Origin of the sequence: Janthinobacterium sp. FW305-129, from assembly GCF_020858115.1 — a bacterium.
GTDB lineage: Bacteria > Pseudomonadota > Gammaproteobacteria > Burkholderiales > Burkholderiaceae_D > Janthinobacterium.
The window spans coordinates 731722-756981 of the sequence record NZ_JACYMM010000001.1 but is presented as its reverse complement, the minus strand read 5'-3'; the positions used below and the strand labels follow the sequence as shown (position 1 = coordinate 756981).

General features: G+C 64.6%; 18 protein-coding genes. 5 read left to right on the top strand and 13 right to left on the bottom strand.

Features of this window, described 5'->3' with window-relative positions:
• Both IGS61_RS03195 and IGS61_RS03190 read left to right on the top strand, forming a co-directional pair.
• Positions 1 to 987 carry a magnesium and cobalt transport protein CorA gene (locus IGS61_RS03195; protein ID WP_230538267.1) on the top strand — a complete coding sequence of 329 codons (987 nt, stop codon included), beginning with the start codon at positions 1 to 3 and terminating at the stop codon, positions 985 to 987.
• 146 nt (positions 988 to 1133) lie between these two features.
• On the top strand, positions 1134 to 2141 hold the full coding sequence (locus IGS61_RS03190; RefSeq protein WP_230538266.1) for a helix-turn-helix transcriptional regulator: 1008 nt from the start codon (positions 1134 to 1136) through the stop codon (positions 2139 to 2141).
• Positions 2142 to 2294: 153 nt separating this feature from the next.
• On the opposite strand, the gene IGS61_RS03185 is transcribed toward IGS61_RS03190, so the two are convergent.
• Entirely contained in the window at positions 2295 to 2900 is a 606-nt protein-coding gene (locus tag IGS61_RS03185) for a hypothetical protein (RefSeq protein ID WP_230538265.1), read from the bottom strand.
• Here IGS61_RS03185 and IGS61_RS03180 point away from each other — a divergent pair.
• Both IGS61_RS03180 and IGS61_RS03175 read left to right on the top strand, forming a co-directional pair.
• Positions 2850 to 4430: a hypothetical protein gene (locus tag IGS61_RS03180; protein WP_230538264.1), complete on the top strand. Its 1581-nt coding sequence runs from the start codon at positions 2850 to 2852 to the stop codon at positions 4428 to 4430. The two genes, IGS61_RS03185 and IGS61_RS03180, sit on opposite strands and share 51 nt — an antisense overlap.
• Positions 4430 to 6130, top strand: a complete 1701-nt coding sequence (locus IGS61_RS03175; protein ID WP_230538263.1) for a LeoA/HP0731 family dynamin-like GTPase — start codon at positions 4430 to 4432, stop codon at positions 6128 to 6130. Before IGS61_RS03180 ends, IGS61_RS03175 begins: the two co-directional genes overlap by 1 nt.
• A gap of 207 nt (positions 6131 to 6337) precedes the next feature.
• Here the strand turns inward: IGS61_RS03175 and IGS61_RS03170 are convergent, their stop codons facing one another.
• The 8 genes from IGS61_RS03170 to IGS61_RS03135 form a co-directional block, all read right to left on the bottom strand.
• Positions 6338 to 7036 carry an alpha/beta hydrolase gene (locus IGS61_RS03170; RefSeq protein ID WP_230538262.1) on the bottom strand — a complete coding sequence of 233 codons (699 nt, stop codon included), beginning with the start codon at positions 7034 to 7036 and terminating at the stop codon, positions 6338 to 6340.
• Between the two features lie 142 nt (positions 7037 to 7178).
• Positions 7179 to 8024 (bottom strand): universal stress protein, encoded by an 846-nt coding sequence (locus IGS61_RS03165; RefSeq protein WP_230538261.1) that lies wholly within the window; start codon positions 8022 to 8024, stop codon positions 7179 to 7181.
• Between the two features lie 31 nt (positions 8025 to 8055).
• The gene (locus IGS61_RS03160; RefSeq protein ID WP_230538260.1) at positions 8056 to 9861 is read right to left on the bottom strand and encodes a PHA/PHB synthase family protein; all 1806 of its coding nucleotides are present in this window, start codon (positions 9859 to 9861) and stop codon (positions 8056 to 8058) included.
• Positions 9862 to 9923: 62 nt separating this feature from the next.
• Entirely contained in the window at positions 9924 to 13466 is a 3543-nt protein-coding gene (locus IGS61_RS03155) for a response regulator (RefSeq protein ID WP_230538259.1), read from the bottom strand.
• Positions 13463 to 14605 (bottom strand): FIST signal transduction protein, encoded by a 1143-nt coding sequence (locus IGS61_RS03150; RefSeq protein ID WP_230538258.1) that lies wholly within the window; start codon positions 14603 to 14605, stop codon positions 13463 to 13465. Before IGS61_RS03150 ends, IGS61_RS03155 begins: the two co-directional genes overlap by 4 nt.
• 14 nt (positions 14606 to 14619) lie before the next feature.
• On the bottom strand, positions 14620 to 15678 hold the full coding sequence (locus IGS61_RS03145; RefSeq protein ID WP_230538257.1) for an HD domain-containing phosphohydrolase: 1059 nt from the start codon (positions 15676 to 15678) through the stop codon (positions 14620 to 14622).
• A 49-nt stretch (positions 15679 to 15727) separates the two neighbouring features.
• The gene (locus tag IGS61_RS03140) at positions 15728 to 16231 is read right to left on the bottom strand and encodes a chemotaxis protein CheW (protein ID WP_230538256.1); all 504 of its coding nucleotides are present in this window, start codon (positions 16229 to 16231) and stop codon (positions 15728 to 15730) included.
• 57 nt (positions 16232 to 16288) lie between these two features.
• Positions 16289 to 17191, bottom strand: a complete 903-nt coding sequence (locus IGS61_RS03135; RefSeq protein WP_230538255.1) for a GGDEF domain-containing protein — start codon at positions 17189 to 17191, stop codon at positions 16289 to 16291.
• 528 nt (positions 17192 to 17719) lie between these two features.
• On the opposite strand from IGS61_RS03135, the gene IGS61_RS03130 reads away from it, so the two are divergent.
• Positions 17720 to 19321 (top strand): methyl-accepting chemotaxis protein, encoded by a 1602-nt coding sequence (locus IGS61_RS03130; RefSeq protein ID WP_329958034.1) that lies wholly within the window; start codon positions 17720 to 17722, stop codon positions 19319 to 19321.
• Positions 19322 to 19355: 34 nt separating this feature from the next.
• Here IGS61_RS03130 and IGS61_RS03125 read toward each other — a convergent pair whose 3' ends face one another.
• The 4 genes from IGS61_RS03125 to IGS61_RS03110 form a co-directional block, all read right to left on the bottom strand.
• A complete protein-coding gene (locus IGS61_RS03125) occupies positions 19356 to 20642 on the bottom strand; it encodes a DUF445 domain-containing protein (RefSeq protein WP_230538253.1) in 1287 nt (428 codons plus the stop codon).
• 76 nt (positions 20643 to 20718) lie between these two features.
• A complete protein-coding gene (locus tag IGS61_RS03120; RefSeq protein WP_329958033.1) occupies positions 20719 to 22116 on the bottom strand; it encodes an amino acid permease in 1398 nt (465 codons plus the stop codon).
• A gap of 210 nt (positions 22117 to 22326) precedes the next feature.
• Positions 22327 to 24114 (bottom strand): MFS transporter, encoded by a 1788-nt coding sequence (locus IGS61_RS03115; protein WP_230538251.1) that lies wholly within the window; start codon positions 24112 to 24114, stop codon positions 22327 to 22329.
• A gap of 50 nt (positions 24115 to 24164) precedes the next feature.
• Positions 24165 to 25259, bottom strand: a complete 1095-nt coding sequence (locus tag IGS61_RS03110) for an N-acetylglucosamine-6-phosphate deacetylase (protein WP_230538250.1) — start codon at positions 25257 to 25259, stop codon at positions 24165 to 24167.
• Between the last annotated feature and the right edge of the window lies 1 nt (position 25260).

Genomic DNA, 25260 nt, shown 5'->3' with positions numbered 1-25260 from the left:
ATGGACCTGAGTACCCACGCCGCCGTCGTCAATTGCGAAGCATATCGCGACGGCAGGAAGATCGCCCATTTCGACATCGACAAGGTGGGCGATTTCCTCGGCGACCCCGATTGTTTCGTCTGGATCGGCCTGGCCAGCCCCGACGTCACGGCCATGCACGCGCTGCAAGCGGCCTTCGGCCTGCACGAACTGGCCGTCGAGGATGCGCAGGGCGCGCACGAGCGGCCCAAGCTGGAAGAATACGGCGACACGCTGTTCATGGTGATGCACACGGCCACCCTGGACGGCGATGCCATCGTCTACGGCGAAACCCACGTCTTTCTCGGCCCCCGCTTCATCATCACGGTGCGCCACGGCGCCTCGGCCGGCTATGCGAAGTTGCGCGAACGCAAGGAAAGCGTGCCCGAGAAACTGGCCAGCGGCCCCGGTTACGTGCTGTATTCCATCATCGACTTCATCGTCGACCAGTACCAGCCCTGCATCGACCATTTGCAGGCGAAGTTTCAGCACTATGAACTGCAGCTGTTCAAGCCCAGTCTGAGCGAGGACAAGCTGCAGGATTTCTACCAGCTCAAGACGGAGCTGCTCAAGCTCGATGCCGCCGTCAACCCGCTGCACGACATTTGCACCCAGCTGATCCGTTTCCATGGCGATATCGTGCCCAAGGAAAACCGCATCTATTACCGCGACATCCTCGACCACGTCAAACGCGTCACGCACACGGCGGGGCAGATGCGCGAACTGGTCAATTCGGCCATGCAGGTGGCGCTGGGGCAGATTTCGATCCGCCAGAACGAAGTGGTCAAGCGCCTGGCCGCCTGGGCCGCCATCCTGGCCGTGCCCACCATGGTCTTCAGCCTGTACGGTATGAACTTCGAATTCATGCCGGAACTGAAGTGGCGCGGCAGCTATCCGGCCGTGATCGTCGTCATCATCGCCGGCTGCTACTGGCTGCACCGGCGTTTGAAGCGCGAAGGCTGGCTGTAGCGTTCAAAGCACGGGTAAGGAAAGTATATTTATTGCAAGAAATGTTGCCAATAATGGTTTGAAATAAATAAATGTTGCTTTACTCTTTCTAAAAATTCTCATAGGAAATAAAATGCTGCGTTAGTTAAAATGCAAAGGATAATGTCGTGGCAACGAATCAGCAGTCTCTACTGCGCCAGTGGCACATGCTGCAGGACATCCCGCGTGCTCCGAGCAAGGTTTCGGTAGAGGACATTTGTGTGCGCTTGAAGGCACTCGGCTATCTGGTGACGGCGCGCACGGTCCAGCGAGACTTGCAGGCCTTGCGTGAAGTGTTTGCGCTAGAAGTGGACGCGCGGGAAAAACCATTTGGCTGGAGCTGGCGCCGTGATGCGCCGCCTTTCAGTATTCCTGGTGTGACCATTCCCGAAGCATTGACGCTCAAACTGGTGGAGCAGCATCTGCATCACCAGCTGCCTCCGCATACGGCACAGGCCTTGCGCCCCCATTTCGCAGCGGCGGAGCGCACGCTGGCGACGCTGGATAGCACGGAGCCTTCGAATGCGTGGCTGGACAAGATACGCCATATTCCTTCGATGCTGCCGCTGTTGCCTCCCGTGCAGGACGAGGCGGTGCGCAACAGCGTGTATGAAGCCCTGATGCAGGATTGCCAGCTCGAGCTGAGTTACCGCCGGCGCGATGCGGCGGCGGCCACAGACTACCCCGTTGTACATCCGCTGGCCATCGCCCAGCGTGCCGGCGTGGTCTATTTGATCTGCATGTTTGCTGACTATACCGACATCCGCATGCTGGCGCTGCACCGCATCGAACACGCGCAGCGGCGCTATGAGCCGGCGCGCAAATGTCTGGACTTCAATCTCGATGCCTACATCGCAGCCGGCCATCTCGGCATTGTCAACGGCGCGCCCCTGGCGCTGCGCGCCACGTTTTCCAGCGCGGCAGGCGCCCACCTCTACGAAACGCGGCTGCACGCCGAACAAACGTTGGAGCGGGCGGCCGACGGTTCGCTGACCTTGTGCGCCACCGTACCCAATACGCAGGCGCTGCGCTGGTGGCTGCTGGGCTTTGGTGCGGGCGTCAGTGTGCTGGAGCCGGCGGCGCTGCGCGGAGAAATGGCCGCCATCGCGCAGCAGATGGCCGCGTCCTACGCCTAGATACCTCCCCAAACTGATCGTTTGCTGCGACGGCTTTCGTCGCTACTGGCCCGATGATGTGGCATGTTTATTTAGAAAGACAAGAAGATGAGTCTGGATTTATTATCCCCGAAGGATATCTTTACTGCCGTGAGCAAGCAGGTCAATGTCCTGTTAGGCAGCTTGCGCCAGCCGATGCAGGACGTACAGCTGGAAAGTGCCAGGCAGGCGGCGGCCGGCGAATTGAACATCCTGCTCGATCTGCTGCAGGTGGATCTCGATGCACTGGAAAGTAATGCCGAATGGCAAACTTTCACGATTGCCCTGTATGGTGAAACGAATGCGGGCAAATCGACCATCATCGAAACGCTCAGGATCGTGCTGGGCGAACAAAGCAAGTTGCAGCAGCAACAGGCATTCAAGGAACTGCAAGTCAAGCTCGGCATCACGGCGGCTGATCTGGCGCAGATGGCTGCCGCTGTCGAGCAAGCCAACCGCCTCGTCACGGATTTGCGGCAGGAACACGATGTACTGCAGCGGCAAGGCGTCAGCAAGCATGACATATTGCTGACGCGGCGCGATAGCCTGGCGCATGCCGTCACGGAGCTCAAGCGCAATGCCTCGCTGTGGCAAAAGATCGTCAATCTGTTCGCCAAGCTGCCCGAGGAAAAAGAGTACGCGCGGCAGGTCAGCGCCATCGCCTCCCATGAGATGGAACAGGCGCAGGTATTGGAGAAGCAGCAACAGCGCGTGGATGCCGCCGGGCGGGAACAGGAGCATGCCCGGCAGGCGGAACAGCGTGCACAGGACGCGCTGGGCCAGCTGGCAGCCACCGCCGACGGGGCGATTATTGGCGATGGCCGCTCCGATTACACCCGTGCCACGCAGCGCTATGATTTTGTGGCCAACAACCAGCAATTTTGCCTGCTTGACGTCCCCGGCATCGAAGGCGATGAAAGTGCCGTGAAGGACAGTATCGGGTCTGCCGTGAAAACGGCACATGCCGTCTTTTACGTGACGAGCAAGGCGGCGCCGCCACAGCGGGGAGAGGGCGGCAAGAAGGGCACGCTGGAAAAAATCCAGGAGCACCTGGGTGCGCAAACGGAAGTCTGGACGCTGTTTAACAAGCGTCTTGCCAGTCCTGGCGCGCTGGCAAAACCCAGCTTGATCAGCGACGATGAACAAGTCAGCCTGGATGACCTGGACAAGAAGATGCATGAGTATCTGGCGCCGCATTACGTGCGCACGCTCACGCTCAGCGCTCAGCCCGCATTCATGGCCGTGGCCAGCTGTCTGGTACCCGATTCGTCGACGGCCAAAAGTCAGGCCAAGTTCCTGGCTGGTTACAGCCAGGAGCAATTGTTGGAGAAGTCGGGCGTGGGCGCATTCCAGCAACTGCTGACGGGAGAACTGGTACGTGATTACCGGCAGAAAATCATCCGCTCGAATTTTAACAAGGCCAGTCAGGCAGTCAAGGCGGCCGGTGCCAAGGTGAGCGAGTTGCTGCGGCACTCTTTCCATCCCTTGCGCACAAAGCTGAGCAACGATGCCGAGAAAGCGGAGCAGCAACTGGCGCTGGCGTTCAGTGGCTTGAAGAGCCAGCTCGATTCGCGTTGCGAAGATGTCATCAGCAAATTCGCTAACGAAGTGCGCCGTTCGACGGACAGCAAAATCAGCGAAGGCATCGACAACGATGAGTTCAGAGAGGTGCTGGAGAGAAGTATCAAAAGGGCACAGGAGGGATTGACGCAGCAGTTTTCCAGCCTCATGCAAGATGAGCTGGCGCGTTTCCAGGAAGAAACCCGGGAAGTCATCGAGCGCTTCCGCCAATTTGCCGAGGAACTGTTTGAGGTCTATGGCAATGTGCAGATCAAGGGCGTCGACCGCCATTTCCAGCTGAAGATCGATATCGACAATGGCATCAAGGTGGCCGGCCTGATCGGCGCCGTGGTGGGAGCCGCGCTGATGTTCTGGAATCCTGCCGCCTGGCCCATCCTCGCGGTGGGCGCTGTGACCGCGCTGGTGAGCGTGGCGAAGTCGGTCATGGGCTTTTTCAGCAAGGACTACAAGATGGCGCAGCAGCGCAAGGCCGTGTCGGAAAACTTGTCGAAAGTGGTGCGCAAACTGCGTGAAGCGCTGGAGGAAAGTCTGGAGCCGGCCTGGCCGCAGCTGGAAGAAAAGATGGAGGCACTGGCGGCGGCGGTCAGGCAGCCCGTCGCACAGGTTGACGGCATCATCAAGGTCTTGAGCACATCAGAAATCCAATTAAAAATGTTGTCCCACAATATAGAAAAGGCAGGGAGCAAATAATGGAACATACCTTAGACGCATTTCAAGTCAAGAAAGCACAGGCGCTGGCTATCCTGCAAAAGTTGCAAGTGTTTCTGCAGCAGGGACAGGACGCAGGCGTGCAGATCGAGGAAAATACCCGGCACAAGCTTGAGGCTGCGCTGAGCAGTGTTTCCGGTGAAAAACTGAAGATCGCCCTCGTGGGTGGCTTTTCGGAAGGAAAAACCTCGATTGCTGCCGCCTGGATGGAGCAGCTCGACAAGGCGAGCATGAAGATCAGCCATCGGGAATCGTCGAATGAAGTCGTCATCTACGATGTGGGCGCGGGCTTTGAATTAATCGATACGCCGGGCCTGTTCGGCTTCAAGGAAAAATTCAACGCCGACACGCACGCGATCGAGAAGTACAAGGATATCACCAAGAAATACGTCAGCGAGGCGCATCTGCTGCTGTATGTGATGAACCCGGTCAACCCCATCAAGGAAAGCCACAAGGACGATCTGATGTGGCTGTTCCGTACCCTGAATCTGTTGCCGCGCACAATTTTCGTGCTGAGCCGTTTCGATGAGGTGGCCGATGTGGCCGACAACGAGGAATATCAGCAGAGCATGGCGATCAAGCGTGCCAACGTGATCGGCCGCCTGAGTGACCTGATCGGCTTGACGGCGGCCGAGTCCTCGGCGCTGGCCATTGTCGGCGTGGCTGCCAATCCGTTCGACATGGGCGTGCATCACTGGCTGGACAATCTGGAGCAATTCAAGGCCTTGTCCCATATCGCCACCTTGCAGACCGCCACCTCGGAAAAGATCAAGGCCAATGGCGGCGCCGTCGCAATTGCCGATGAAACCAGGAGAAGCATCATCCGCGACGTGCTGACGCGGCAGTTGCCGATTGCCGTGGCGATCGATGAGAAAGAGGCAGTGGAAGTCGCCAAGCTGGAAGGCATGAATTTCAGCCTGAGCAAGCAGCTCACCGTCACGGACGGCAAAATCAGCGATGCCCGGGTACGCCTGCGTTCTTCGATTGTCGAGTACTTCTCCGACTTGATCCTGCAGGCGCAGGGCGTGACGATGGATACTGCCGCAGAATTCTTCGAGCGCGAAGTCGGCGATGAAGGCATCATCGTGTCCAACCGCCTGAAAAACATCTTTGACCGCACTCTGAAGTCGGCGACGCTCGAGGTGAGCAAGATACAGGTGAGCTTCGAGTCTGAAGTGAACCATTTCAATGGCATGGTCAAACAGTATGGGAAACAGGGACTTAACTATCTGCGCAGTAATAATTTGATCAATAACAAGAGTATCCTGGGTGTGCGCGATGGGCTGGTCAGCATGGGGGGCATGGTGGGTCTGGACCTGGGGAAATACCTGAAGTTCAAGCCATGGGGAGCGTCGAACCTGGCCAAGAACATCAATGGCGCATTCGCTATCGCCGGCCTGGTGATGGAAGCCTGGGATAGCATTGAGCAAGCGCGGCGGCAGGACGCGTTCGGCAAATTGCGCGAGACCATGGTCAGCAACTTCAAGAAGCAGCGCGCCGAGTTGCTGGAGCTGATCGATGCCGCCACTTTCAATGAGACATTCTTCAGCGACTACGTGACGCTGGTCGGCAATGTCGAGGAAGTGCGCAAGGACGTTGCACAACGCCAGCGCCAGCGTGAAAAATTCCATGCCTGGCGTGAGGCCGGCGAGGCGATTGACGTGGAGTTTGCCGCGATCTGATTGCCGCCATGCAAACATTGGAGAGTTTTGCCGCGCAATTAGCTGCTACGATGAAACTGTCTCAGTGCATGCGCATGATGGCAGGTGACTGAACCTCCTTGGCGTGGATGGCGTGTCCGGCCGGCGCTGTACCCCACAGCCGCCGGCGGGCGTACATTGCCTGTCCGGCGCCACAAGGCTCCTGTAACCCGGGAGCCTTCTTTTTGCCTATTTCACCAGCACCGCCGCAGCCGCCTCGAGGATCAGCGCGGCCACCTCCACGGGACGCGAGGCCAGCGAGGCGTGGCTGGCGTTGAGCGTGATGACTTTGCGCGCTTGCAGGCGCGCGGCCATGCGCTCCTGGTTGACGGGGGAAATCATGCGGTCGGCGCTGGAAACCTGGTACCAGCTGGGTTTATGCTTCCAGGCCGGGTCGCTGACCGTATCGCCGAAGGTGCTGGCCAACGGCGCCTTCTGGATCACGCCCAGCACGGCGCCTTCTTCCGCGTCGAGGTCCTGGCAAAAGCTGTCATGGTATTGCTCGGGCTTGACCCACAGATAGCCGTCGCTGTCGCCTTCCAGGCTGGCCGCGCCCAGCGGCGGGTGTTCCTGCGTGATGCTGCCCGGGCTTTCGCCCGCGTCGGGGGCGAAGGCGGCGATGTACACGAGGCCCGCCACATTCGGCGCATTGCCGGCCACGCTGATGACGGCGCCGCCATAGGAGTGTCCTACCAACAACACCGGGCCAGGCACCTGCGCCACCATCTTGCGCGTGCGCTCGGCATCGTCGGCCAGCGACGTCAAGGGCAGTTCGACGGCGCGGATGGCCGTGTGGCCCTGCCGCCGCAATTCGGCGATGACGCGGCTCCAGTGGGCGGCGCCGCCCCAGAAACCGTGGACGAGGACGATGGTGGCTTGCTGGCTCATGCGGATACTCCTTGATGTAGGGGAAACGGCAAAGACCGCGCAGCTGCAGAAGAGTAAGCGCGCGGCGGACGGCTGCGCAACCATTGTAGACCTTCCGGCGCCGCCGCCAGCGCCGCTTTATTTTTCCCGGCGCATGGCTGCGCTAGTGCGAGACCAGCACCGGCAAGGTCGTCTCCTGCAGCACCGTGCGCGTGACGCCGCCCAGCAGTGCTTCGCGCAGGCGCATGTGGCCGTAGCAGCCCATCACGACCAGGTCGCAGCGCCGCTGCGTCGCCATCGCCAGCAGGGCCGCGCCCACGTCCTGCCCCGGCGGCGTGTCATGTTGCAGCACCTCGACGTTGACGCCGTGCCGCGCCAGGTACAGGGCCAGGTCGGCGCCCGGCTGCTCGCCGTGCGCGGCCGGCTGGGCGTGCGAATTGACGACGGCCAGGGTGACTTGCCGCGCGCGCTGCAGCAGCGGCAGCGCATCGGTGATGGCGCGCAGCGCTTCGGCGCTGCCGTTCCAGGCCAGCAGCGGATGCTGGCCCGTCTGCGGCGGGACGGCGGCGGGCGCATGCGGCACCATCAGCACGGGGCGGCCGCAATGGAGCATCAGGTATTCGGCCGTGCCAGCGATGACGCGCGAGGGCGTGTCCTGCGCGTCCGTCTGGCCCAGGATCAGCAAGTCGCAATAGCGCGCCTGCAGCAGCAGCGCGCCTTGCGCGTCGTCGTCGACGAAGCGCGTTTCATAGGTGCCCAGGCCTTCCTCGCGGGCGATGCGCTCGAAGTCGTGCAGCGCGTCGCTGGCCTGGGTGCGCAGCGCCTGCATTTGCGCCGGCGCAAACTGCAGCGCGTTGACGCCGCCGCCATACGCGTAGCGCGAAATGCCGCTCATGGCCGAACCGATCAGGTGGGCGCCTTCGGCGATGGCCAGGCGCACGGCCAGGCGGATGCGCTGGGCGCAGTGGCGGGAATTGTCTACGTGGACCAGCAGGGTAGTGTAGGGCATGGCGTTTTCCTCGGTTGTCGGTTGTCGGTTCTCAGGTCTGCAGCACGTAGCTGCCCGGCGCGTCGCCCAGGGCAGCCCCCATGGCCGGCGGCGCCGCTTGCGCGCCCGCGCGTTCTGCCAGCCAGGCTTGCCAGGCCGGCCACCACGAGTCGTCATGGTGCGGCACGTCGCGCTGCCAGCTGTCCGCGTCGATGTAGGGCGCGTCGTGGCGGTGCGTGGCCAGCTGGTAGCTGCGGCGCGGCTGGCCCGGCGGCGAGACGACGCCCGCGTTGTGGCCGCCCGACGTGAGTAAAAAGGTGACGTCCGTGTCGGTCAGCAGCTGCAGCTTGTACACGGAGCGCCACGGCGCCACGTGGTCCGTCAGGGTGCCGACGGCGAAGATGGGCGCGTCGATGTCGGGCAGGGCGATGTGGCGGCCCGCCGTGCGGTAGCGCCCTTCGGCCAGGTCGTTGTGCAGGAACAGGCGGCGCAGGTATTCCGAGTGCATGCGGCAGGGCATGCGCGTGGCGTCCGCATTCCAGGCCATCAGGTCGCTGTCCTGCTCGTCGAGTCCCAGCAGGTAGTGGCGCAGCCGGCGCGACCAGATCAGGTCGTTCGAACGCAGCAGCTGGAAGGCGCCCGCCATCTGCTTCGTATCGAGGTAGCCCTGCTTCCACATGGCCGCTTCCAGGAAGCTGACCTGGCTGTCGTCGATGAACAGCGACAGTTCGCCCGGTTCCTTGAAATCGACCTGCGAGGCGAGCATGGTGAGGCTGGCCAGACGCGTGTCGCCGTCGCGCGCCATCGTGGCGGCGGCGATCGCCAGCAGGGTGCCGCCCAGGCAGTAGCCGGCCGCGTGCACCTGCGGCGCGCCCGTGAGGCGGGCAACGGCGTCGAGCGCGTCCATCACGCCCAGCTGGCGGTAGTCTTCCAGCGACAGCTCGCGGTCTTCCTCGGTGGGGTTTTTCCAGGAAATCATGAACACCGTGTGGCCTTGCTGCACCAGGTAGCGCACCAGCGAATTGTGCGGCGACAGGTCGAGAATATAGAACTTCATGATCCAGGCGGGCACGAACAGCAGCGGCGTGGCATGCACCGTGGCGGTCGCGGGAGCGTACTGGATCAATTCGATTAAGTCGTTGCGGTAGACCACCTTGCCCGGCGTGACGGCCACGTTGACGCCCACCTGATAGGTGCGCTGGTCGGGCGCATGCACGCCCATGGCGGCGCGCTGCCAGTCCTCGGCCGCGTGGGCCATGCCGCGCGCCAGGCTGGCGCCGCCGCTTTCCAGGGTTGCCTGCTGCACCACGGGATTGGTCAGCAGGAAGTTCGACGGCGCCAGCATGTCGAGCCACTGGCGCACGGTAAACGTGACGACATCTTCGTGGTGCGGCGCCACGCCGCGCACGCCCGTGGTGGCACGGTGCCACCACTGCTGCTGCAGCAAGAAGCCCTGGTAGACCAGGTTGTAGGGCCAGCGCTGCCAGGCCGCGTCGTCGAAGCGGCGGTCCTGCGGCAGCGGCGCGATGCATGGCGGCCCGAAGGGCGCACCCGGCAGCGCAGCTTGCATGGCGTACTGTTGCCAGCGGCCGATCTTTTTCCACGCTTCCTGCAGCAGCGCTTGCTGTTTCGATGGCGCCAGCGCCAGGTGGCTGAGCCAGTCGGCATAGGCGTTGCCCAGCGCGGCCGGCGAAATGCCGCCCGTAAACTTGCCCAGCCAGGCGTTCAGCAGCAGATCCAGGGTGGCGCCCTCGGGCGCGCTTTCCGGATAGTCGGGCACCGGCACGCCTTGCCAGGCGCTGCCCAGGCGCTCATGTTCCACGTTGTGCTCCGCCTTGCTCGGCTGCGTCTTGCTCATCCAGGACTCCTGTCATTTTTTTACAGGATAGCAAGAGCTTGTTCAAAAAATTATGATCTACATCAAGTTTGGCCGGATGCGTGCAGCAGGCAGCCTGCCGCCGGGATGGCCGCGCCGGTGTCCTGCACAAACAGCCGCACTTGCTCCTCCAGCGCATCGAGCCGCGCCAGCAGCGCCGCCTGCGGAGCATTTGCCGCTTCGCGCTCGATGGCGGCGGCGATGGCGACGGCGGGAGCCGCATGGAAGTTGGCCAGCAAGCCGGCCAGGGTATGGGCTTGCCGGCTTGCGGCGGGCCGCTCCCCTGCCTGCAGGGCCGCGCGCATGGCCGCCAGCTGTCCCGGCAAGCCGGCCAGGAACGATGCGCCGATGATGCCGAGCACGTCGGCGTCGGCGTCGGCCAGCGCGGCGGCATAGTCGAAGCGCGGCGCGCCGTTCCTTGCCGGCACGCTCATGGCCGGCGCCAGGGCCGGTGGTTGCTCGCTTATTCGCAATACATGCTGTTCGATCAGGCTCTGGAAGGCGGCCGTGCGGAACGGCTTGGACAGGTAGTCGTCCATGCCGGCGGCGATGCAGCGTTCGCGGTCGCCTTCGAAGGCGCTGGCCGTCATGGCGATGATGACGCTCTTCGGCATGCCCTGCGCTTCGCGCGCGCGTATCTGCGCGGTGGCGTCGAAACCGCCCATTTCCGGCATCTGCAGGTCCATCAGGATCAGGTCGAAATGGGCCGCCGCCTGGCATTCGAGGGCGATGCGGCCGTTTGCCGCATGCGTGACCCGGTGCCCCGCATTCGACAGCAGCACGGTGGCCAGTTCGCGGTTCATGGCGTTGTCCTCGACCAGCAGGATGTCCAGGCCGGGCGTGTCTGCGCGCACGCACTGGGGCGCTGTGGCGGGGGCGGCGCCGGGCATGCCGCGGCACGTGCCCAGCACGCCCGCGGTGATGGCCAGCAGTTCCTCGGGGCTGGCAGGCTTGAGCAGGTAGCCGTCGATGCCCAGTTCGCGGCAGCGTGCCGCGTCGCCCAGGCTGCCGCTGGACGACAGCATGACGATGGGCACCTGGCTCCAGTGGGGCAGGGCGGCCAGGGCCGCTGCCGTGTCGAAGCCATTCATGCCGGGCATGGCGCAGTCCATGATGATGCAGTCCGCGGGCAAGCTGGTGCGGCAGCCGTCGAGCGCTGCCTCGCCCGACTCGCAGGCGGTGACGCTGGCGCCGCAATGCTCGAAGATCCTGCGCAGGATGGTCAGGTTGCTGGGGTTGTCGTCGACCAGCAGGATGCTGCGTCCCGCCAGCGAAGCGCCGGGCGGCGGCAGCAAGGGCTGCTGCTCGCCGACGGGCAGGGCCAGGTCGACGGTGAAGCAGCTGCCCTTGCCCAGTTCGCTCGACAGGCTGATACTGCCTTTCATCATCGTCACCAGGCGGCGTGTGATCGACAGGCCCAGTCCCGTGCCGCCGAAGCGCCGCGTGGTCGACCCGTCTTCCTGCTGGAAGGCGTCGAAGACGGCCTCCTGCATGTCGGCGGCAATGCCGATGCCGGTGTCGCGCACGTCCAGCTGCAGCCGGGCCATGCCGTTGCCGCCGGCGCGCAGCCGGGCGCTGACGACCACCTCGCCGCGCGGCGTGAACTTGATGGCGTTGCCCGCCAGGTTGGTCAGCACCTGGCGCAAGCGGCCCGGGTCGCCCAGCAAGGTTTGCGGCAGCGCGGGATCGATGTCGAGCACCAGTTCCAGCCCGCTGGCCTGCGCCCGCATGGCGTGGGCGCGCATGGTTTCCTGCATCAGCTGGCGCAGGTCGAAGGGGATGCTTTCCAGCGTCAGCATGCCCGCCTCGATCTTCGAGAAATCGAGGATGTCGTTGATGATGCACAGCAGGGCGTCGGCCGAGGCCTTGACGATTTCCAGGTACTTGCGCTGGTGGCCATCGAGCTCGGAATCGAGCACCAGGTCCGTCATGCCCAGGATGCCATTCATCGGCGTGCGGATTTCATGGCTCATGTTGGCCAGGAATTCGCTCTTCGAGCGGCTGGCCGACTCGGCCGCTTCCTTGGCCAGCAACAGGGCCCGTTCGGCCGCCTTTTGGCTGGAAATGTCGACCAGGGTGCCCACCAGGCCGTGCAGGCTGCCGTCGGACTTCAGCAGGGTTGCCTTGCTGAACAGCACGTCGACCTGCCGCGTGCCGGCGGTCAGCCGGTCTTCATACGTCTGGTTGCCCTTGTCGAGCATCAGGCGCAGGTCCTGCCGCGCCACCAGCTGCGCTTCCTGCGGCGGCAGGATGTCGGCCGCCGTCATGCCCAGGATATCCGCTTGCGCGAGCTGGAAGAAGGCGCAGAAGGCGCGGTTGGCGCGCAGGTAGCGGCCCTGCACGTCCTTCAGGTACAAGGGGATAGGGATGGTTTCGATCAGTGCGTCGACGAAATTGAGGTTGTGCCGCAGCTCGCGCGCCGCCAGGCGCCGCTCGGTGATGTCGGTGAGGCTGCCCGTGATGCCGGCCAGGCGCCCCAGGCCGTCGCGTTCGGCGCGTGCGCATACGTCGATCCAGCGCACGTTGCCGTCGCTGGTGACGTAGCGCGCTTCATGGCGCATGCTGTCCACCTGGCCGTCCAGCAGCTGGGCCAGGCCGGCGGCGGCGCGCTCGCGGTCGCGCACATCGACGAATTGCAGGATACGCTTGCCCAGGCTGTCGGCGATGGAAAAACCGGTGATGGTGTGCCAGGCGGGGTTCAGGAAGGTCCAGGCGCCGTTCAAGTCGGTGCGGAAGACCACTTCATTGAGGCTGTTGACGACGTTGCGGTATTCGCGCTCGCTTTTCGCGATGGTCTCGGCCATGCGCTTGCTCTCGCTGATTTCCGTGCGGATGGCGATGTACTGGTATGGCTTGCCGGCCGCATCGAGGAAGGGCACGATGGTGGCGTCCACCCAGTATTGGCCGCCATCCTTGGCATGGTTGCAGATTTCGCCATGCCAGACCTGGCCGGCGGTAATGGTCTGCCACATCTGCGCAAAGAAGGCGTCCGCATGCGTGTGCGAGTTGATCAGGCGGTGCGTCTGGCCGACCAGCTCTTCGCGCGCGAAGCCGCTGATGGCGCAGAACTTGTCGTTGACGTAAATGATGGCGCCGCTCGTGTCGGTGATGCTGACAATGGCGTGCTGGTCCATCGCAAAGCGCTGGTTCTGCAGTTCGATGCGGCGCAGTTCCTGCTGCGCCACCAGTTCGGCCAGCAGCACCGACAGGCCTTCGATATCGCTTTCCTGCGGCAGGCGCAGGCCGGAATCGTCGTTGTCGAGCAGGCGCACGGCCGCCACGCGCAGCGACTGGATCACGCGGTTGCGGCTGGCCAGTTCCGTGCGCAGCAGGTCGTTGGTCATGCTCAGTTCCGTCGAACTCAGTTCCAGGCTGCGCGAGCGCAGATCCAGGTCGCGTTCGGACTGGTCGTAGGCGCTGTCGATGCGCAGCAGCAGGGCCGGCAGGCCAGCCAGGAAAGCGGCCAGTTCGGGCGGCGTGCCGGCTTGCGCGCTCAGTGTCTGCGCCTGTTCCAGCAAGGCGGCGCAGGCGCTTTCCGAGTCGATATTGCAGACGCGGTTCAATTGGCGGGCGAGGGTGCGGTTCATGCTTCGCTCAGGACGGTGACGGTCATCGTCTGGTTATGCAGCTGGCAAGTGCCATGCGGCTGGGCGATGCCGATTTCTCCGTTGGAATAAAAACCGGCGATGCAGGCCGCGCCGCCCAGCAGGTCGGCCACGGCTTCGACCTCTTCCTCGACCCGGTCGCCCATGACCAGCTTGCGCCCCACGCAGCTGACCAGCAGGGCCAGCTGGTCGCCCGCCGCGTCGGCGTGGGCCTGGACGCCGCGCGCGGCCGTTTCTGCCCCGTCGATCAGCCTGTTGGTGCTCGAATGCATCAGTTTCAGGTAGCCGTCGGCGAGGATGTCGCCGGCCAGGGTCAGCGAACCCTGTTCCTCGTCGACGGCGAGGATGGTGCGGAAGACATTGCTTTTTTCGTGCGCGGCCGTCAGCATTTCAAAGGGGAACAGCAGCCCCGAGCCGGGCAGGTCGCGCGCATAGTCGCCCAGGTACAGCTTGTAGATGTCGAGCGCGCGCGCGCCGTCCAGGCCATACAGCACATTGTCGACGCAGCGCGTCACCTTGCGCGCCGGACCGAACGCTTCCCAGCCCGCATGGCTGCCGTAGCCGAGGCGGATGCGCTCGCCGTACAGGCCGACGGCGACGATGGTGTTGTCGGCCGCGCCGCGCGGACCCAGGGTCCAGGTCTGGCGGAAGGCGCCGCCGTCGGCCGCCAGCCCGCCGGACACCGTCACGCCCGGCGGCAGGTTGGCCTGCAGGCCGGCGATGAGGGCGCTGCCATTGATGGCCACGCCCGTGCCCAGCATGAAAACGGCCGCCAGGCCGTCCTGCGGCAGCGCCTGCGCCAGGCGCTCGCCCGTGTCGTGCGAATCGGCCATGTCGCAGATGATGGCGTCGGCGATGGCCACCGTCGTGTGCTCGAAGCCGATGGCGGTGATGACGCAGCTGTCGTCGTAGACGCGCTTGCCGGCGATCTCCCCGGCCGTGGAACAGCCGGCGATGACGGCGCCGGGCATCTGGCGGCGCAGCGCCGCCGTCAGCTCGGGAGTGGCAAAGTAGGCGCAGGCGCCAAAGGCCAGCACCAGCTGCGGTTGCATGGCGGCCAGGGGGGCCAGGGCGGCATCGAGGTCGGCATGGTTTTTCAGGATCAGTTGTTGCACGCGCATGGCAGGTTCCTCGCTTACAGTGGGTGGGCGTGGTGATGGATGGGGTCGGGCAGGCTGTCGCGGATGGCGAGCACGTCGTCCCAGGCGCCCAGGAAGGCGTCGATGCAGCGCGGGCAGAAATGGCTGCCCTTGTTCTCTTGCAGGAACTGGCGCGCCTGCGCCAAAGGCCAGGCGGGCTTGTACGGGCGCTCCGAGCTCAGTGCGTCGAAGACGTCGGCCACGGCCACGATGCGCGCCGACAGCGGTATCTGGTCGCCCGCCAGGCCGCGCGGATAGCCGCTGCCATCGTATTTCTCGTGGTGGCCGCAGGCGATTTCCTCGGCCAGGCGGATCAGCGGCGAATCGCTGCCGGCGAGGATCTGGCCGCCGATTTCCGCATGCTGGCGCATGATGGCCATTTCCTCGGGATCCAGCCGCCCCGGCTTGAGCAGGATATGGTCGGGCGTGGCCAGCTTGCCCACGTCGTGCATGGGCGCCGCCTTGAGCAGCAGGTCCTGCCATTGCGCGTCGAGACCCAGTTCCCTGGCGATCAGCGCCGAGTAGCGGGCCATGCGCATGATGTGGCCGCCCGTTTCGGGATCGCGGAATTCGGCCGCCCGCGCCAGGCGCGCGACCAGTTCCATCTCCCTGGCGGTGACGTTGGCGATGGCCTCGGCCACTTCGTGTTCGAGCAGCTTGGCGCGGTCGGCCAGCATGGTTTGCGCCGTGCGCAGGGCCAGCAGGTTGCGTACGCGCAAACTGAACTCGATGGTGTCGATGGGTTTGGTGAGAAACTCCGTCACGCCCAGCGAAAAGGCTTGCTTGCGCACGGCGCGGTCGTTCTCGGTGGTCACCATGATGATGGCGATGTTGGCCATGCCCGGCATCTTGCGGAAAATGCTGAGGAATTCATTGCCGGACAGGCTGGGCATCCGGTAATCGAGCAAGACCAGGTCCGGCACGTTCGATTCGCACCAGTACAGCGCGTCGATGGGATCGTTCATGCAGACCGGTTCGGCGGCGCTGGCCTTGCGCGCCAGGGTCGCCAGCAGGCTCAGATTGGTATCGTTGTCATCGACGATCAGGATGCTCATGGTGTCTCCGGCGGGGCGGGTTCGGGTGGTGGCGGGGCTGGTGGCTGGCTCAGGCCGCCAGTTTTCCGCCGGCGTGCATGCCCATGCCCGACAGCAGGCTATCCATGTCGAGCACGATCAGCATGCGCTCGTCCAGGGCGCCGATGGCCGTCACGTGGCCGGCCATGGCCGAGCCGTGCAGCTGCGGCGGCGGCTTGATCTGCGCCGGCGCCAGCGGCACCACGTCGGCCACGCGGTCGACCACGATGCCGGTGGCGCCATGCGCGAAGATGAGGATGATCACCACGGTCGAGGCGTCGTATGCGGGCTCGGCCTGGCCCAGCGCGATGCGCAGGTCGATCAGCGGCACGATGCTGCCGCGCAGGTGGATGAAACCCTTGAGGAAGGCGGGGGCGTTGGCGATGCGGGTCACGGCGCCGTAGCCGCGGATTTCCTGCACCAGGCCGATGTCGATCGCATATTCTTCCTTGCCGAGTCCGAAGACCAGCAATTCCCGGGCGTCCGCTTGCGCCAGCTGGTTCGCTGCTGCGGCATGTGTCGTGGTGGTTTCCATGTGCTTGCTCCTGTCAGGTGCTGCGGGGTGAATGAAACGGCGGATATGGCCGGGTGCTCAGGCTTGCTCGATGCGGTTGCGGCCATTGTTCTTGGCCTGGTACAGCGCGGCGTCGGCTTGCATGAAGCCCGCCTTCCAGTCGCCGTTGTCGGGCAGCGGTGCCAGGCCGATGCTGATCGTCACCGGAATGGACAGCTTGCCGAACTCGAAACGCGTCTCTTCCACGGCGCGGCGGATGCGTTCGGCCACCTGGCAGGCCATGCTCATGTTCGTATGCGGGAACAGGAAACCGAATTCCTCGCCGCCCACGCGGGCGACGACGTCCGAGGCCCGCGCCTGGAACTGGAACACGGCGGCGATGGCTTGCAGGACGGCATCGCCGGCGGCATGGCCATGCTGGTCGTTGACGTGTTTGAAGAAGTCGATGTCGGCGATGCCGATGGCCAGTGGGCTGTGGGCGCGCCGGGCCCGCGCGGCGGCACGCACGGCTTCGACCTCGAAGGCGCGGCGGTTGGACAGATGGGTCAGCGGGTCGCTCAGGGCGATGCGCTGCAGCTGCTGCCAGCGGGCCGCATTCTGCTGTTCGAGCGCGCGCTCGCGGCGCTGGTCGATGAAAAAGGCGCCCATGTAGTTCTCGTCGCCGAGCTTGCCCAGGTCCATGGCCTTGAGCACGATGGGCAGCATGGAGCCGTCGTGGTGGCGAATGGCGAAATGGCGTTTGTGCCCGAGTACCCTGGACTTCTTTTCGCCGGCCAGATAGGCGCCGATCTGCGCGCCATGCTGCTCGCGCACGGCGTCCGGCAGCAGCGCCTCGATTTGCCGGCCCGCCAGGCTGCCCTGCGCATAGCCGCTCAGCGCATACATGGCGTCGTTCGCATACTGGATGCGTGAAGCGGCGTCGATGATGACGGCGGCGTCTTCTGCTGCGTCGAGCAAGCGCAAGGCCAGGACTTTGTTCATGCGTATCTCCCCTACATAGGTGCGGATTTCCCGGGTGGCGAAAGTGACGATGTCATCGCATCGTTTTTGTTTTCCCATGTCAATCATCATACCTCAAATAAAATAGAATGCAATGAATTTCATGATTTTAATGATTTGTGTTTGCCGCGCAACTGCGGCCTGCTGCTCGATTTTGTCTTGGAGAGCTGGTTTTCACTGTGGCGACGCGACAATCTATCCATTTGTCACCATTTCAAAAATGACAAATTCGTTTAAATTTTTCATTTAAATGTTGTAATTGGTTAAATCATGGAGCAAAATGAATTTGATCTAAATCAAAAAGAGGGCAAATAGAGGCAAGTTGTTGGCAAGGCGCCTCTCGCCACTTGTCAGGATCTGTGCAGGAAAGAGCAGTGTTGTTCAGGCCAGGGCGCGAGCCCGCTTCTTTTCGGGTGGCGCCGCCATTCGCTTGTGTAGGATAGGGAGACAGAAATGCGTACAAATATGCCGGTAACGAACAGGGAATATGTGCTTCATGATGGTCAGACGGTGGTATCGAAGACTGACCTGAAGGGCAACATCACCTATGTCAACCAGGATTTCATCGATATCAGCGGCTTTTCGGCCGAGGAGCTGATCGGCGCGCCGCAAAACATCGTGCGCCATCCGGATATGCCGGCCGAGGCCTTCGCCGACTTCTGGCGCACCATCAAGAGCGGCAAGGCGTGGACGGGCATGGTCAAGAACCGCTGCAAGAATGGCGATTACTACTGGGTGGAAGCGAATGCCGCGCCGATGCTGGAAAATGGCCAGATGGTGGGCTACACCTCGATCCGCGTGAAGCCCAGCCGGGAACAGGTGGCCGCCGCCGAGCAGGCATACCAGGCCATCAAGCAAGGCGGCACGACGCTCGAAGTGCGCGAAGGCGTGGCCATGCACCGCTCGGTCCTGCGTCGCCTGAACCCTGTGGCGCAGCTGTCGCTGCGCGCCCGGATGTCCCTCGTGTTCGGCTCGCTGGCGCTGCTGTTCGTTGCCGCGCCGGCCATCTCCTATGTGGCGTCGGGACACGCCGGCATGCCGATGCTGTTCAGCACTCTCTGCGGCGTGGTGTCGTGCGCGGCCGGCGGCTACACCTTGCAGCGCGCGGCCGTGGTGCCGCTGGAGCGCATGCGTGGCGATATCGAGCGCATGAGCGCGGGCGACCTGTCGGGCAGCATCAGCGCCAGCGGCAACGACGAATTGACGGCGGTGGCGCAGGCGCTGCGCGTCCTGCAGACGAACGTCAAGCTGCTGGTCGGGCAAATCAAGGAATCGACGGGCGTAGTGGGCCGCGGCGCGGAGGAAATCGCCGCAGGCAATGCGAACCTGTCGCGGCGCACGGAGTCGCAGGCCAGCGCGCTGGAAGAGACGGCGTCGTCCATGGAAGAGCTGACCGGCACGGTCAGGCAGAATGCCGACAATGCGCGCGAGGCGAACCGCCTCGTCAGCACCGCCTCCGAGACCGCGCACAAGGGCGAGCAAGCCATGTCGCAGGTGATTGCCACCATGGGCTCGATCCAGGACAGCTCGCGCAAGATCGTCGACATCATCGGCGTGATCGACGGCATCGCCTTCCAGACGAATATCCTGGCGCTGAATGCGGCCGTCGAGGCGGCGCGGGCGGGGGAACAGGGGCGCGGCTTTGCCGTGGTGGCGTCCGAGGTGCGCAGCCTGGCGCACCGCTCGGCACAGGCGGCCAAGGAAATCAAGGTGCTGATCGGCGATTCGGTGGACAAGGTGGGGGCGGGCAGCCGGCTGGTGCAGGACGCCGGCAAGACGATGGGCGATATCGAGCAGTCGGTGCGCCAGGTGGCCGGCTACATGGCGGACATTACGGCGGCCAGCCAGGAGCAGAGCGAGGGTATCGAACAAATCAACCAGGCCATCACGCAGATGGATGACGTGACGCAGCAAAATGCGGCCCTGGTCGAGCAGGCCGCCGCCGCCGCGGCCGGCATGCAGCAGCAGGCCGTGCAACTGGCGACGCTGGTCGATTCCTTCCAGCTGGTGCGCAGCGTGGCGGCCGGCGTGGCGGCCCGGCCGGCAGCCAGGGCTGCCGCGCCGCGCAAGCAGTTATCAGTGACGAGCCTGCTAAAACCGCAGCTGGCGTGATGCCGCGGCAGGCGCTGGCGCTGGAAAAGCGCGCTTACACCGCCTGGCTGACGGAGTAAATCAGCAAGCCGGCCAGGCCGCCCACGATGGTGCCGTTGATGCGGATGAATTGCAGGTCGCGCCCGATGGCCAGTTCGATGCGCTCGCTCATTTCATCCTTGCTCCACGAGTCCAGGCGGGCGGCGATGAAGGCGCCCACCTCGCCCCGGTAGCGCCGTACCAGCGAGCCGCTGCCGGCGACGATGGCGTCGTTCAGCCATGCCCGCGCCGTCTTGTCCTCGCCCAGCACCTGGCCCGTGTTGCGCGCCAGGCTGGCAATCGCTTGCGCCAGCACGGGGGCGTCGGCGTGCAGGTCGGCCAGCACGCGCGCGCGGATGGCGTCCCACAGCTCGCCCAGCATGGCTTGCACCGTGTCGCTGGCGATCAGCTGCAGCTGGTAGCGGCGCACCGTTTCCTGCCACTGCGGGTCGGCCTTCAGGTGCAAGGCGCTGTCGGCGATCCAGCCGGCGATGCGCTGGCGCAGCGGGTGGGCCGGGTCGATGCGCACGGTCAGGGCGAATTTTTGCAGCGAGGCGATCATGCGCGGCTCGTACGCTTTCACGGCTTTTTTCACCAGCGCGTTCTCGATCTGGAAAGCGCCCAGCACGAAGTCGCCGATGGCCGTGTGGTGGCGCTCGTCGTCCAGGTAGGCGGCACTGCGGTCGAGCAGGAAGTCCAGCAGTTCCTGCGGCTTGCCATCGGCGATCAGCGCATCGATGCAGTCTGCCGCCACGTCCGATACATTCAGCTGGCCCAGGTAGCCGCTGGCCTGTTCGCGCAGCAGGCGCCCCAGCTGCTCATGGTCGGCCATCGCCAGCAGCTGTTTCGCCACGCCGGCACCGGTCATGCCCAGCTGCCGCGCGTGGGCCTCCTCACGGAGCCAGGCGCCCAGGCGGGCGGCGGGATCGGCTTGCGCGATGCGCTCGGCGATGCCTTGTTCGGTAATGAAATGGTTTTCCACGAAGGCGCCCAGGCTGCGGCCGATGTCCGCCTTGCTGTTCGGGATGATGGCCGTATGCCACAGGGGGATGCCCAGCGGGTGGCGGAACAGGGCCACGACGGCGAACCAGTCGGCGATCGCGCCCACCATCGCCGCTTCGGCAAACGCTTCCACATAGCCCCAGGCGGGGTGGCGGCCCCGCTGCGAGCGGGCCACGGCGAAGACCAGCGCGGCCAGCAGCAGCAAGCCGGCGGCCAGCCACTGCATATTGCGCAGGCGCGCGCGCTTGAGCTGGTCCGTGCTCTGGTCCAGCTGTGCGATGAGGTCGGGGGATGGTTGCATGGATGGCGGCCTGCAGGGTTGCGAGACCGCCATCTTAACTGCGGCAGCGACAGGATGTGTCGCTGCACGGGACTTTTTACTGCTGCGGATGCAGCAGCGAACGGCGGCGCGCATAGCCGAAGTAGATGGCCAGGCCGATCACCAGCCAGATGGTAAAGGCCATCCAGGTGACCCAGCTGAGGAAGCTCATCAGGCCCACGCACAGGATCACGGCCAGCGCCGGCACGAACGGTACGCCGGGGCAGCGGAAGGCGCGCGGCAGGTCCGGGCGCTTCTTGCGCAGCACCACCACGGCAATCGACACCATGGTGAAGGCGGCCAGGGTGCCGATGTTGATCAGCTCGGCGAGGATGTTGAGCGGGATCGTGGCGGCGATCAGGCCGAAGACGATGCCGACCAGCCAGGTGGCGAAGAATGGCGTGTGGAAGCGCGGGTGCACGGTCGACAGGCGCTTGGGCAGCAAGCCGTCGCGCGACATGGCGAAGATGATGCGCGTCTGGCCGAAGGCCATCACGAGGATCACGGTGGTCATGCCGAGGATGGCGCCCAGGTCGACGAAGCCGGCGATCCAGTTTTCGCCCGCATATTGCAGGGCCAGCGAGACGGGATGGTCGACGCCGAGGAATTTCTGGTACGGCACGATGCCCGTCATGATGGCCGAGACCACCACGTACAGCACGGCGCACACGGCCAGCGAACCGATGATGCCGATCGGCAGGTCGCGCGACGGCTTCTTGACTTCCTCGGCGGCCGAGGTGACGGCGTCGAAGCCGATGAAGGCGAAGAAGACGAGGGCGGCGGCGCTCAGCATGCCGTGGTAGCCGAAGGGCATGTAGGGCTGCCAGTTGGCCGGCTGCACGTGGCGCGCACCGAAGATGATGAACAGCAGCACCACGCCCACCTTGATGGCCACCATGATGTTGTTCAGGCGCGCCGATTCGCGCACGCCCCAGCCCAGCATGGCCGTCAGGGCCAGCATGATGACGAGGGCCGGCAGGTTGATGAAGGTCGTCACGCCGGGCAGGGCGCCCGGTGCGGCCGTCAGGGCCACGGGCAGGGCGATGCCGAAGCCCGACAGCAGCGACTGGAAGTAGCCGGACCAGCCGACGGAGACGGCGGCCGCGGCCAGGCCGTATTCGAGCAGCAAGTCCCAGCCTATCATCCAGGCGGCCAGCTCGCCCAAAGTCGCATAGCTGTAGGTGTAGATGGAGCCGGCCACCGGCACGGTGGAAGCGAATTCCGCATAGCACAGGGCGGCGAAGCAGCAGGCGACGGCCGCCACGACGAAGGACAGCGACAGGGCGGGGCCGGCCGTCAGCGCACCCGTGCCGGTGAGTACGAAAATGCCGGTGCCGACGATGGCGCCTATGCCCATGAGGACAAGGTCGAACGGTCCCAGCACCTTGGCCAGTCCTCCCGGCTTCTTGCTGTGGGCAATCATGTCATCCAAATTCTTGGTTCTAAATAAGCTCACTGTGTCTCCTGGTGGTTTTTGTCATGGCGCCATTGCCGCCTCGTGAGTAGCACGACGCAGCCAGATTCTAGCCCACGCGCCCGTAATTCCAGAAGGAAAACCGTACATTGCCGTGCGCGCCCGCCCTGTCAACTTGCGAAACAGGCAAAAAAACAGCCCCGGATGTGGGCCGGGGCTGGAAAGGAGACTGCTACAAATGGTTACTTTGGCTTACCTGGAAAAGTGCGCTTCGATCTCTTCCAGCGTCTTGCCCTTGGTTTCGGGGAGCAAAAACGCGGCCGCCAGGAAATACAGCACGGTGCAGCCGGCGCCGAAGAAGAAAAGTGTCGAATAGCCATGCAAGCCGACGGTGGGCAGGAAGATGGCGGCGATCACCGTCGAGACGAACTGGTTCACCAGCAGGGCGATGCTCATGCCGTTCGAGCGGATACGCGTCGGCATCAGCTCGGACAGGGCCAGCCAGACGCACACGCCCGGTCCCACGGCAAAGCTGGAAACGAACACGCAGATGGCGATCGCCACCAGCCAGCCATGCGTGGACGAGGGCACGGGGCCCAGGCTGGCCTTTTCGATGCGCAGCGGCGCCTCGCGCCCGGCGGCCGGGTCGGCGAAGGGGTTCAGGTGCAGTTTGCGGAAGAACACGCCGATGACGCTGTCGGCCTGCACGGCGTCCGCGCGTGCGATGGACACCTGGCGCAGCACGGGATCGTCGCTGCGCAGGCTTTTTACGTTGGTGAAGGGGCCGTAGGCGTAGGCGATGGTCAGCTGCTGCGGCGTGCCGTCGGCGGCCGCGCCCAGCGCCGTCAGGGTGGCCGCATCGAGGCGCACGGCCAGGCCGTCGTGCTGCACCTGGGCGGCGATGGCGGGGCGAACGTCGGCCAGGTGCGCTTCGGCGCCGCGGAACAGCAAGCCGGCCGCCAGCAGCGAGACGACGATACCGCCCGTGCCCAGCATCAGCAGGAACTTGCGGCCCTTGCGGTCGACCAGCAGCACGGCCACCACCGTCATCACGGCGTTCAGTACTTTTAAAAGTACGTCCGCCATGTTGGCCGAGGCGCCCGACAGGCCCGCCTGGTTCAAAATATTGACGACATAGGCGAGGATGGAATTGATGCCTGTCGCTTGCGTGCAGGCGAGAATCAGGCAGGCCAGCAGGAAGGGCAGCACGTAGCGGCGGCTCAGCAGCGGGTCTTTCGCCTTGCCGCTGGCCTTGGCCGCGTTTTCCGGCGTGTCTTGCATCTCGCGCAACTCGATGTCGGCGGCGGCGGGCAGGCGCGTGCGCAGCAGCGACTGGCGCGCCTGCTCGATGCGGCCCCGTTGCGCCAGCCAGCGCGGCGACTCGGGCAGCAGCAGGGCGCCGATGGTAAACACGAGGCCCGGCGTCAGGCAAACCCAGAAGATGCTGCGCCAGGCGTGGTCCTTGGCCGTGAAGATGGCGGCGATGCGGCCCGCTTCCGGCAAGGCTTGCGCCGCCTGCGTGGCCGTTTCCACCGTCTGCGCTTGCAGCAGGCCGATCAGGGCGGCGGCCACCAGGCCGATGGTCAGCAGCAGCTGGAACAGGGCGGCACCGCGTCCGCGCTGCTGCGCGGGCAGGCATTCGGCCAGGTACAGGGGCACGACGACGCCGATCAAGCCGCCGCTGATGCCTTGCAGCAGACGGCCCAGCAGCAGCGGCGTGTAGCCGTCGGCCAGGGCAATCAATGGAATGCTGGCGCTGAACAGGGCGCCGGCCAGGAACATCACCCAGCGCCGGCCCAGGATGTCGGCCAGGGCGCCGGCGAACAGCGACGACAGGACTGAACCCAGGAGCACGGCGGCGACGATAAAACTCAGCTGCTGGGCCGTCAGTTTCCAGGCCACCGAGGCCGTCGACTCCAGGTAGGGCAGGGCGCCGGCGATGATGCCGATGTCTATGCCGTACAGCAATCCCCCCATGCCGGCAATAAATAGCAGGTAGCGCATGGCCCACACGGGGGCCTTGTGTGACGTGTCGTGCATGAAAACTCCGGGACGGGGTTGAGGTTGGGGGCTGGGTCTAGGGACTGAATCTAGCGGGTGGAAAGATCGATGGCCGCGCCTTCGACGAAGACGGACACTGGCTGTAATTGGGGATCGAGGACGACGATATCGGCCCAGGCGCCGGGTGCCAAACGGCCCCGTTCGGATTCGCCCAGGTAATCGGCCGGGTACAGCGACAAACGGTTCGAGGCGTCCGCCAGGTCCAGGCCCAGCTCGACGAAATTGCGCAGGGCCTGGTCCATGGTCAGCACGCTGCCGGCCAGCGATCCCGTGGCCAGACGCACGCAGCCCAGGCATTTGTAGACGCGCTGCGTGCCCAGTCCGTATTCGCCATCGGGCATGCCGGTGGCCGAGGTGGCGTCCGTCACGCCGTACAGGCGCGGGATGGCGCGCAGGGCCGCGCGCAGGGCGCCCTTGGCCACGTGCTGCAGGTCGGGGATGATTTCCGCGTATTCGGCATGCGCCAGGGCCGCGCCCACCATGCCCTGGTCGTAGTGCGTCATGCCCGTCATGCCGTTGTACAGGTGGGTAAAGCCGGAGACTCCGGCCTGCAGCGCCGCCAGGCCTTCGTCATACGTGCCGGCGCTGTGGCCGATCTGCACGCGGATGCCCATCGCCGCCAGTTGCGGGATCAGTTCCAGGTGGCCGGGGATTTCCGGCGCCATGGTGAGCACCTTGATGGGGGCGAGGGCGTGGAAGCGCTGCACCAGCGCCAGGCTTGCTTGCACCACGTCGGGAGGCTGCGCGCCCAGGCGGTGCAAGTTCAAAAACGGGCCTTCCAGGTGCACGCCCAGCATGCGCGCGCCGTTGGCCGGGCGCTCGGCGATGACGCCGGCCAGCCCTTGCAGGGCGCGCACGATCGACGGCTCCTTCGCCGTCAGGGTGGTGCCCAGCAGGGCCGTGGTGCCGTGGCGCGCATGCACCCGCGCCACGGTGGCGCCCGCGTCACCGCCCTCCATGATGTCGACGCCGGCCGCGCCATGCACGTGCAGGTCGATGAAGCCGGGCAGGATGGTCAGCGCGCTGTCGGCGGCAGGGTCTTCTTGTATCTGGACGATGCGCTGGTCAAAAGTGATGGTGCCCGTGATCCAGCCAGATGGGGTAAGGATTCTGCCGCTCAGCATG